Genomic DNA, 8348 nt, shown 5'->3' with positions numbered 1-8348 from the left:
CAGCTTTTCCAGTGCGTCCGGGATCTCCGGTATTCGCGCCCGTTGAACCCTGGTGGTTTAAGCGAATTGGCGCAGCCGGTCAGTCAGCCGACGGCGCAGCCGTCGCTCGCCCGCGCCGGCCGCGGCCAGCATCTCGGCGACGTCGGTGAACTTGTTGCGGGGACGACCGTCGGCCTGACCCCGGGCCACCTCGGCGGCATCGATAGCGTGCCAGCCGGCGGCGTCGACGAGATCCGGTTGGCGCTCACGCACCAGCCGGTCCAAAGCGGACGGCCGGGCAACCGGACCGGACAGCAGGCCGGCGTTGAAATCGTCCACCAGATGCCGAACCGTTTGTGTTGCACACGACTTATTGGTGCCGATGAATCCGGTCGGGCCGCGCTTGATCCAGCCCGCCACGTAGGTGCCGGGCACCGCGCGGCCGGCGTTGCGGTTGAGGACGCGGCCACCGTCGTTCGGGACGATGCCCGCGGTGTCGTCGAACGGCAGGTCTCGAATCGGCGTGCCGCGATAGCCGATCGACGTCAGGACCAAACCGGCGTCAATTGTTCGCCTCTCCTCGGAGCCGGTGACGGAGAATTCCACACCGGTCGCCCGCTGATCGCCCAGCACCCGCCGCGGGGTGAGCCGGTAGGCCAGCCGGATCCGCGGCCGCGACGACGGCCCCGACCCGTCCCCCAATCGGCTGAGTATCTGCAGTTTCTGCCTCGTCAAGGCGTCGGCATCGGCGTCCAGGTCGCGCAGTACCCGCTCGTGATCGTGGCTGCCGAGTACGACGTCGGCCGCACCGGTCAGTCCCAGCAGTTCAGGCAGCGTGAAAGCCGAGTGCAGCGGTCCGCGCCGGGCGGCGATCACCACCTCGCGCACCGCGGAAGTGCGCAGCGCTGCCAGCGCATGGTCGGCGATGTCGGTGCCGGCGAGCTCGTCCGGGTCTGCAGTGAGCAACCGGGCGACGTCCAGGGCGACATTGCCGTTGCCGATGACGACGACGCGTTCATGGCTGAGATCGACTGTCAGATCACCGGATTCGGGATGTCCGTTGATCCACGCCACCATCTCGGTGGCCGTCCCGGTACCCGGCAGGCCCATGCCCTCGATGTCGAGTCGACGGTCGTTGGGCGCTCCCACGGCGTAGATCACCGCGTGGTGGTGGGCCAGCAGGTCGGCATGGCTCAGATGCCGGCCGACTTCGACGTTGAGGTAGAACCGAAAACCGGACAGCCGCGAGATCCGGTCGAACAGCCGGGTGACCCGTTTGGTCTTCTGGTGGTCGGGTGCGACCCCCGCGCGCACCAATCCATAGGGCGCGGGCAACTTTTCGAAGACGTTGACCCGGACGCCGTGTTGGGTGAGGAGCTCGTCGGCGGCATACATGGCTGCGGGCCCGGAACCGACGACTGCCACGGTCAGCGGTCCTACATGACCGCTGCGCAACTGCGGCGCCGGGATCACCGGTGCCAGTTTCGACGTCGGCGGCAGCTTCTCGTCGGCCGGTCGTTCGGGGTAGTACGACGCGTTCAACGCAAGGAACGGCAGTTCCCGCGAAGCGAGCCGGGCATCCGGAGCGATGGCGTTGACCGGGCAGGCGTCGACGCACGCTCCGCAATCCACACAGGCCACCGGATCGATGTAAAGCATCTCCGACGTGGCGAAGCCCGGCTCGTCAGGCGTGGGGTGGATGCAGTTCACCGGGCAGGCGAACACACAGGAGCCGTCGTTACAGCACGACTGCGTTATGACGTGCGGCATCAGGAGTCAAGCATCAAGCCGCGGCCAAGTGCCGGCGCTGAGGCTCGCTGCGAAAACGCGACGGCTTGCCGTTGATCTTGCAGAGCCGCCACACGAGGCGGGCGACCGGGTTCATCAGCCCGGTGTCATAAGCCAGCATCCGGACGTCGGCGAACATGTCGCGCAACCACTTCCGGGATTCCGGCGACCGGAAGAACAGTTCCTTCTTGACCTCGCGAGGTATGTCGAACTCATCCCAGAATGCCTTCGGCGGCACTGTGATTGCCTGGCACAACACACGCATCGTGAGGGGGTAGAAGAGCGAAATCCAGAACCGCTGTGTCCGTTTCATGTGCGGTAGGCGCTTGCGCAGGTACTCGTGCGCGAACGAGATGTGCCGCGCTTCTTCGGCCACGTGGATGGCCATCACCCGCTCCATGATGGGGTGCAGCGACTTGCCTTCCCGCAGAACGTTTTTCTGAGTGTGATCGATGGGTTCCTCACCCGCGAGGACGCCAATAAAGAACGCCACCGGCAGCGGACCTGCGACCAGCGGAACCAGCGGCGAGATCCAGCGCAGCAACCGTGGCATTCCCGGGACGTCAGCACCGACGCGGTTGACCATCTCCTGGAACATCATGGTGTGGTTGCACTCTTCGACCGATTCGTGCAAGCAGTACCGGTATTCCGGCGATCCGTTGGGCACCCAGAAGGTGTAGTTCATCAGGCCCCGGATGAGGATCGACTCGAAGTGCAGTCCGACCTTGGCCACGTTGGCCTGCCGCCACATGCCGATTTTGATCTGGCGTTCCTGCGGTTGGGCCAAGTACCACGGGTGGCGGCCCAGCGGGTCGGTCGTCGGCAGGATCCACCGCGGGTCATTCTCGATGACAGCGAATTCCGGCGCGTCCCAGTCGATATCGATGTACGGATCGAAGTTCCGCCGCACCGAGCCCTCGGAGAGGGTGGTCAGCATGTCGACGTAGTCCCGGTCTTCTCGCACTTCCATGTTGCGCCGCCAGCGCCGCACCGTTTTCGTCCGAGCCATGCCGAAGCCTCCTGCCGAGGTTTACAAATGGACGTGTTATGTACACAGTACCGCAGGTATCGCCTACTTACCAGACCCGTGCCGACAGTTGTGGCCAAGCGATGAAGCTGCAGCAGCTTGTGATCCACGTCACAGCACCATGCTCACTACCCTAGTGAGCATGGTTGATCAGCTCACGATCCCCGAGGACATCAAACCCCGCGACGGCCGGTTCGGTTCGGGCCCGTCGAAGGTTCGCCCGGAACAGCTACAGGCACTCGCCACCAGCTCGGCCGGACTGTTCGGCACATCGCACCGTCAGGCGCCGGTCAAGAACCTGGTCGGCCGGGTCCGCAAAGGACTGGCCGAATACTTCTCGCTGCCCGACGGGTACGAGGTCATCCTGGGCAACGGCGGGGCGACAGCGTTCTGGGACGCGGCGGCGTTCGGGCTGATCGACAAGCGTTCGCTGCACCTCGCCTATGGCGAGTTCAGCACGAAGTTCTCCTCAGCCGTCGCCAAGAACCCGTTCATCGGCGACCCGATCGTCATCAAGGCCGAGCCGGGCAGCGCGCCCGAGCCGCAGAGCGATCCGTCGGTGGACGTCATCGCCTGGGCGCACAATGAGACGTCGACCGGGGTGGCGGTGCCGATCAGCCGTCCCGCCGACTCCGGCGAGGCCCTGATCGTCATCGACGCCACCTCCGGCGCCGGCGGCCTGCCGGTCGAGATCAGCGAGACCGACGCGTATTACTTCGCGCCGCAGAAGAACTTCGCCAGCGACGGCGGATTGTGGCTGGCCATCCTCAGCCCGGCGGCGTTGAGCCGGATCGAGGCGATCGCCGCGTCGGGGCGTTGGGTGCCTGACTTCCTCTCGCTGCCCATCGCCGTCGAGAACAGCCTCAAGGATCAGACCTACAACACCCCCGCGATCGGCACGCTGGTGCTGCTGGCCGAGCAGATCGACTGGCTGATCGGCAACGGCGGCCTGGACTGGGCGGTCAAGCGCACCGCCGACTCTTCGCAGCGGCTGTACTCGTGGGCGCAGGAGCGGCCGTACACCACCCCGTTCGTCACCGAGCCCCGGTTGCGTTCCCAGGTCGTCGGCACAATCGACTTCGTCGACGACGTCGACGCCGGGGCGATTGCCAAGGTGCTGCGGGCCAACGGGATCGTCGACACTGAGCCGTACCGCAAACTCGGACGCAACCAGCTCAGGGTCGCCATGTTCCCTGCCGTCGAGCCCGACGACGTCAGCGCACTCACCGCGTGCATCGATTGGGTGGTCGAAAGACTCTGACCGACTGGCCAGCGTGTCAGCGCCGGCACGGCCGTCGCCTGCATTAAAGTGCGCAGCTGACGGGCCTGGCGTGCCGGTGCGCAGGCGGCCTGCGAGGAGAAGTCATGCGAGAACTCAAGGTCGTTGGACTCGACGTCAATGCCAAACATATCGTCTGCGAGGGTGCTCCGGAGAGCGGACGTTCGGCCGAGAAGTTCAGGATTTCGATCGACGATCGGCTGCGGGCGGCCGTGCGCGGCGACGGAGCTCGGGTAGCGCAAACCCAAATCGACATCGAGGTCACCAACATGCTCAGTCCCAGAGAAATTCAGGCGCGGGTCCGCGCCGGTGCATCCGTCGAGCAGGTGGCCGCGGCGACTGGAGCGGACCTCTCGCGAGTGCAGCGTTTCGCCCATCCGGTTCTGCTGGAGCGTTCGCGGGCCGCCGAGCTGGCGACCGCCGCGCATCCTGTCCTCGCCGACGGCCCCGCGGTGTTAACGCTGCTGGAGACAGTGACCGCCGCCCTGGTGACCCGTGGCCAAAATCCCGACAGCATCCGGTGGGACGCGTGGCGCAACGAAGACGGCCGATGGACCGTGCAGTTGACCTGGAAGGCCGGCCGGTCGGACAACCTGGCCCATTTCCGCTTCAGCCCCGGCGCCCACGGTGGCACCGTTACCGCTGTCGATGACGGCGCCAGCGAGCTGATAGACCCGAGCTTCGAGCGTCCGCTGCGGCCGCTGGCTCCGGTGGCTCAGCTCGACTTCAACGAGCCGGAAGCCGAGCCTGCGGCGCAGGTCGAGCCGGCAGAGACCGCGGCGGTAGAACACGAACATGGGTCGGCACGCCCTCGCCGTCGCAAACCGACCGTGCCGCCGTGGGAGGACGTCCTGCTGGGTGTGCGCTCCTCCGGGCAGCGTTGACCGCTCTCGGCTAGCCACTCGGCAACGACGCCAACGCGAGCATCGTCAGCCAGGCGCCGATCACCCCGATGCCGGCACCGAACACGAACCAGCGCAGCACCGGGGTCCGTCGCCAGCCCCACAGGGTAGGCGCCAAGCCGCCGACCGCGACGATGTTGAGCCCGACTGCCAGCAGTGGATGGACGCGGACCAGGCCGAGGCTGAGCACCACGATGGCCGCCGCCGTCACGGCCGCGACGAATCCGGATACCGTCAGGCCGGTCGCCCAGGGGGTGGACTCGTCGTGCACGGCGAGAGTCTAGTCCGCTTGAGCCGGACCATCGGGTTCAGCGAAGGTGGTCTGAGCGCGCTCGTAGAACGCCAACGCGGCCGCGGTGGCCACGTTGAGCGAGTCGGTGCCGCCCGACATCGGGATGCGCACCCGCAGATCGCTCATCCGCAAGGCGGTGGCGCTCAACCCCGGACCCTCGGCGCCCACCAGGATGGCCACCCGATCCTCCCGGACGGTCGCCATCACCGCGGGCAACGATTGCGCCGCAGCGCCCGGAGTCATCGCCAGCAACCGAAAACCGCAATCCCGCAGCAGATTCAGATCACCCGGCCACTGCGAAGTGCGCGCATAGGGCACCAGCAGCGCATGCCCCATCGATACCCGAACCGCGCGACGGTACAGCGGATCCGCGCAACCGCTGCCGAATACCACCGCGTCGACGCCCAGGCCCGCCGCGTTGCGGAAAATCGAGCCCAGGTTCTCGTGGTCGTTGACGCCCTCGAGGACGGCCACCGTGCGAGCGCCGTCAACCAGTCCCGCCCACTCGGCGACGCTGGGCTCCGACACCCGGCGCGCCGCGGCCAGCACTCCCCGGTTGAGGTGAAATCCCACCACGCGAGCCATCACGTCGGCGGACACCCGATAGTAGGGTGCCTCGACGCCGGCCAGGTCGACCGACAGCTCACAAAGCCGGCGATCGGTACCGAGCAGGGCCAGCGGCGTGAACCGGGAAGCCAGCAGGCGCTGCACCACCAGCACGCCTTCGGCGATCACCAGCCCCTTGCCGGTCGGCAGATCGGGCCGACGGTCGACGCTGTTCAGGTCACGAAAATGGTCGAGCCTCGGGTCGTCGGGATCGCTGACATCCAGGACGTCGGTCACGGGCCTTCGTCGACTAGCGCCAACATCAGGTCGGCTGCCGTGCGCAAGGTATCCCTTTGAACACCGTCCAGGGTCGCCAGCCGCTGAGCCAACCATTCGCGGCTGGCGCGGCGCTCGGTCTCCAACAGGTCAGCGCCGGCGTCGGACACCGAAACCAGAACCTGTCGGCCGTCGTCGGGATGCGGTGTGCGGTCCACCAGGCCCATGTCGGCCAGCGAAGCGATGACCCGGGTCATCGAGGGCGGTCGCACCCGTTCCCGGATGGCCAGCGCGCCGGGCGTCATCGCACCTTCTTTGGACAAGGTCGCCAGTGCCGACATCTGTGACAGCGTCACCGGCGACTGGGGGCGACGGAACCGCAGTTGACGAGCCAGCCGCATGACCGCCAACGACAAATCGCTGGCCAGCCGCGTATCCCCGCCTATCACAGCGCGAACGTTACGACACTGCCTGCGGTTCCTGCGACTTTTTCGGTTCGGCAGGCTCATCAGCGATAGCGTTGACCAATGCCGGACCAACCTGCCGAGGCCCCCGAGCCACCGCCGCTGCCACTTTCGCTGCTGCGGGTGTGGCCGGTCATCGGCGTGGGGGCCTTGGGTTGGTCGGCCGCAGTCCTCGTGGCATTCACCGTGCCGGCCCTGGCCGGTTGGCGGCCCGCCACTCTGGCAGGGCTGGCAACCGGGCTGATCGGCACCAGTATTTTTCTTTGGCAGCGAGACGCCGCGCGTCGTGGTGTCCGCGGTGCGCAAACGGGATTCGGAACGGGAGGTTGAGCAATGGCAGCGCCGTTGTTGCAAGCACAAATCGAGATCAAAGCGCCCGCGTCGACGGTGTGGCAGCTTATTTCGGACTTCAGCCGGATGCCGCAGTGGAGTCCGCAGTGCCGATGGATGAAGCCGCTCGGCCCGGTGCGGCACGGCACCCGCACCATCAACCTCAACCGGCGAAACCGCCTGTTCTGGCTCACCACCTGCACGGTCACCGAAATGATTCCCGAGCAGAGACTGGCGTTCCGGGTCAACGCCAACAACACCATCTGGACCTACGAACTCGAACCGACCGCTGACGGCACCCGGGTTATCGAGAGCCGGCACGCCGAGAACGGCGTCAAGCCCATCTCGAGCATGTCGGTGAACGCGCTGATGGGCGGGACGGCGAACTTCGAGCGCGAGTTGCTCGACGGCATGAACGCGTCGTTGGCCAACATCAAGGCCGCGGCGGAGAGTCCCTAACTCTCTTGGGCTGGCTGGTCGCTGACGTCGAGCACCCCGTCGTCGTAGGGGTCAAGAGCAGGTGACCCACCACCGGCCGGTGCCGGAGTGTCAGAATGCGCGCCGCAGCCGTACTCGGAATCGACGACATGTCCGTCGGCCGACATCTCATTGCCGCACACCCCGAACAGCCGGCCCAACGACCCGGCCAACGGCAGGTAAAAGCCGCAGTCCCGGCATACCCGTTTGGTCGAGCGCGCCATCTGCGAGCCGGGACCGTGATCGCCGTCGTGCCAGCGCTGAGCCGCTTCGATGCGGCCCCAGGCGCTGAGCACCTGCCGTCGACCGAGACCCAATTCAACGGCCACTTCGTCGATCCGCGGATCACCTGTCGCGCTGTAGCCCGGGACCAGCCGGGGGTCGTCCGGCAGCGAAGCCAGCAGGTCCCCCGGGCTCAAATCCCCCGGTCGGATCCGCTCCTCCCACGGCAGCCACTCCGGCGCCAGCAGCGCGGTCGGGCCGGGCACAAGGACCACCTCGCTCACCGTGGCGTGGTCGGCGCCGGGGTATGCGGCGACCACGACCGACCACTGCCAGCCTTGATAACCGGGCAGATGCGCCAGGAAGCGGTGGGTGGACGACGCCTGATCTTGATATCCGACGCCGAGGTAGTCCCCGACCTTGTCAGCACCGCTGAACTCCGCGATCGCCTCGCGGGCCTGCTCGACTGCACCGACGAGAATCGCGGTCAACTCCTCCGGCCGATCAGCGGCGGTCGGTGCAGGCGTGGTGAAGCTGGCATTCTCCGTCGACTCGATCATGCTGTCCATCGTCTCCGATTGTGCCGCAGCAGGAGGGCAGCCAGCCACACCGACGGCCTGCACACCGCTGCGGCCGGTATAGGGGAGAATTAATCGGTGCCCGGTGACCGACGTAATCCCCGCGCGGCGGGTCTGGCGTCGCCCACCGATGGCCGGCGGCACACCGGACCGGCTGGCGAGCATCCCGGGATGGCGAACTATCCCGC

Annotated in this window: 10 protein-coding genes; 4 read left to right on the top strand and 6 right to left on the bottom strand. The window is 66.8% G+C overall.

Going from position 1 to position 8348, the window contains the following annotated elements; genetic code table 11:
* Positions 1-57: 57 nt before the first annotated feature.
* Together WA317_RS16455 and WA317_RS16450 are read right to left on the bottom strand one after the other, a co-directional pair.
* Complete coding sequence (locus WA317_RS16455) at positions 58-1749, bottom strand: FAD-dependent oxidoreductase (RefSeq protein WP_425174042.1); 1692 nt, start codon at positions 1747-1749, stop codon at positions 58-60.
* Positions 1750-1762: 13 nt separating this feature from the next.
* Positions 1763-2776: an AurF N-oxygenase family protein gene (locus WA317_RS16450; RefSeq protein ID WP_425174041.1), complete on the bottom strand. Its 1014-nt coding sequence runs from the start codon at positions 2774-2776 to the stop codon at positions 1763-1765.
* Between the two features lie 160 nt (positions 2777-2936).
* On the opposite strand from WA317_RS16450, the gene serC reads away from it, so the two are divergent.
* Positions 2937-4055, top strand: a complete 1119-nt coding sequence (gene serC, locus WA317_RS16445) for a phosphoserine transaminase (protein ID WP_425174040.1) — start codon at positions 2937-2939, stop codon at positions 4053-4055.
* Between the two features lie 104 nt (positions 4056-4159).
* The gene (gene sepH, locus WA317_RS16440; protein ID WP_425174039.1) at positions 4160-4957 is read left to right on the top strand and encodes a septation protein SepH; all 798 of its coding nucleotides are present in this window, start codon (positions 4160-4162) and stop codon (positions 4955-4957) included.
* Positions 4958-4967: 10 nt separating this feature from the next.
* Here the strand turns inward: sepH and WA317_RS16435 are convergent, their stop codons facing one another.
* From WA317_RS16435 to WA317_RS16425, 3 genes are read right to left on the bottom strand one after another with little or no spacing between them, the layout of a single operon-like run.
* Positions 4968-5246, bottom strand: coding sequence for a DUF2537 domain-containing protein (locus WA317_RS16435; RefSeq protein ID WP_425174038.1), 279 nt, complete (start codon positions 5244-5246; stop codon positions 4968-4970).
* Positions 5247-5255: 9 nt separating this feature from the next.
* Entirely contained in the window at positions 5256-6110 is an 855-nt protein-coding gene (locus WA317_RS16430; RefSeq protein WP_425174037.1) for a TrmH family RNA methyltransferase, read from the bottom strand.
* Entirely contained in the window at positions 6107-6490 is a 384-nt protein-coding gene (locus tag WA317_RS16425; protein ID WP_425174044.1) for a MarR family transcriptional regulator, read from the bottom strand. Before WA317_RS16425 ends, WA317_RS16430 begins: the two co-directional genes overlap by 4 nt.
* A gap of 126 nt (positions 6491-6616) precedes the next feature.
* On the opposite strand from WA317_RS16425, the gene WA317_RS16420 reads away from it, so the two are divergent.
* Together WA317_RS16420 and WA317_RS16415 are read left to right on the top strand one after the other, a co-directional pair.
* The gene (locus WA317_RS16420) at positions 6617-6883 is read left to right on the top strand and encodes a DUF2530 domain-containing protein (protein WP_425174036.1); all 267 of its coding nucleotides are present in this window, start codon (positions 6617-6619) and stop codon (positions 6881-6883) included.
* Positions 6884-6886: 3 nt separating this feature from the next.
* A complete protein-coding gene (locus WA317_RS16415) occupies positions 6887-7342 on the top strand; it encodes an SRPBCC family protein (RefSeq protein ID WP_425174035.1) in 456 nt (151 codons plus the stop codon).
* On the opposite strand, the gene WA317_RS16410 is transcribed toward WA317_RS16415, so the two are convergent.
* Entirely contained in the window at positions 7339-8142 is an 804-nt protein-coding gene (locus WA317_RS16410) for a DUF3027 domain-containing protein (protein ID WP_425174043.1), read from the bottom strand. The genes WA317_RS16415 and WA317_RS16410 overlap by 4 nt on opposite strands.
* Between the last annotated feature and the right edge of the window lie 206 nt (positions 8143-8348).

This window comes from Mycobacterium sp., assembly GCF_049802695.1.
Lineage (GTDB): Bacteria > Actinomycetota > Actinomycetes > Mycobacteriales > Mycobacteriaceae > Mycobacterium.
Note: the sequence above shows the minus strand (reverse complement) of the source record. Positions and strands in the feature narration are given on the sequence as shown.

Bases quoted from the DNA above. Each gene is read 5' to 3' on its own strand.
- WA317_RS16420 (WP_425174036.1), top strand. From the start codon at position 6,617: ATGCCGGACCAACCTGCCGAGGCCCCCGAGCCACCGCCGCTGCCACTT.
- serC (WP_425174040.1), top strand. From the start codon at position 2,937: ATGGTTGATCAGCTCACGATCCCCGAGGACATCAAACCCCGCGACGGC.
- sepH (WP_425174039.1), top strand. From the start codon at position 4,160: ATGCGAGAACTCAAGGTCGTTGGACTCGACGTCAATGCCAAACATATC.
- WA317_RS16425 (WP_425174044.1), bottom strand. From the start codon at position 6,490: ATGCGGCTGGCTCGTCAACTGCGGTTCCGTCGCCCCCAGTCGCCGGTG.
- WA317_RS16415 (WP_425174035.1), top strand. From the start codon at position 6,887: ATGGCAGCGCCGTTGTTGCAAGCACAAATCGAGATCAAAGCGCCCGCG.
- WA317_RS16450 (WP_425174041.1), bottom strand. From the start codon at position 2,776: ATGGCTCGGACGAAAACGGTGCGGCGCTGGCGGCGCAACATGGAAGTG.
- WA317_RS16455 (WP_425174042.1), bottom strand. From the start codon at position 1,749: ATGCCGCACGTCATAACGCAGTCGTGCTGTAACGACGGCTCCTGTGTG.
- WA317_RS16410 (WP_425174043.1), bottom strand. From the start codon at position 8,142: ATGATCGAGTCGACGGAGAATGCCAGCTTCACCACGCCTGCACCGACC.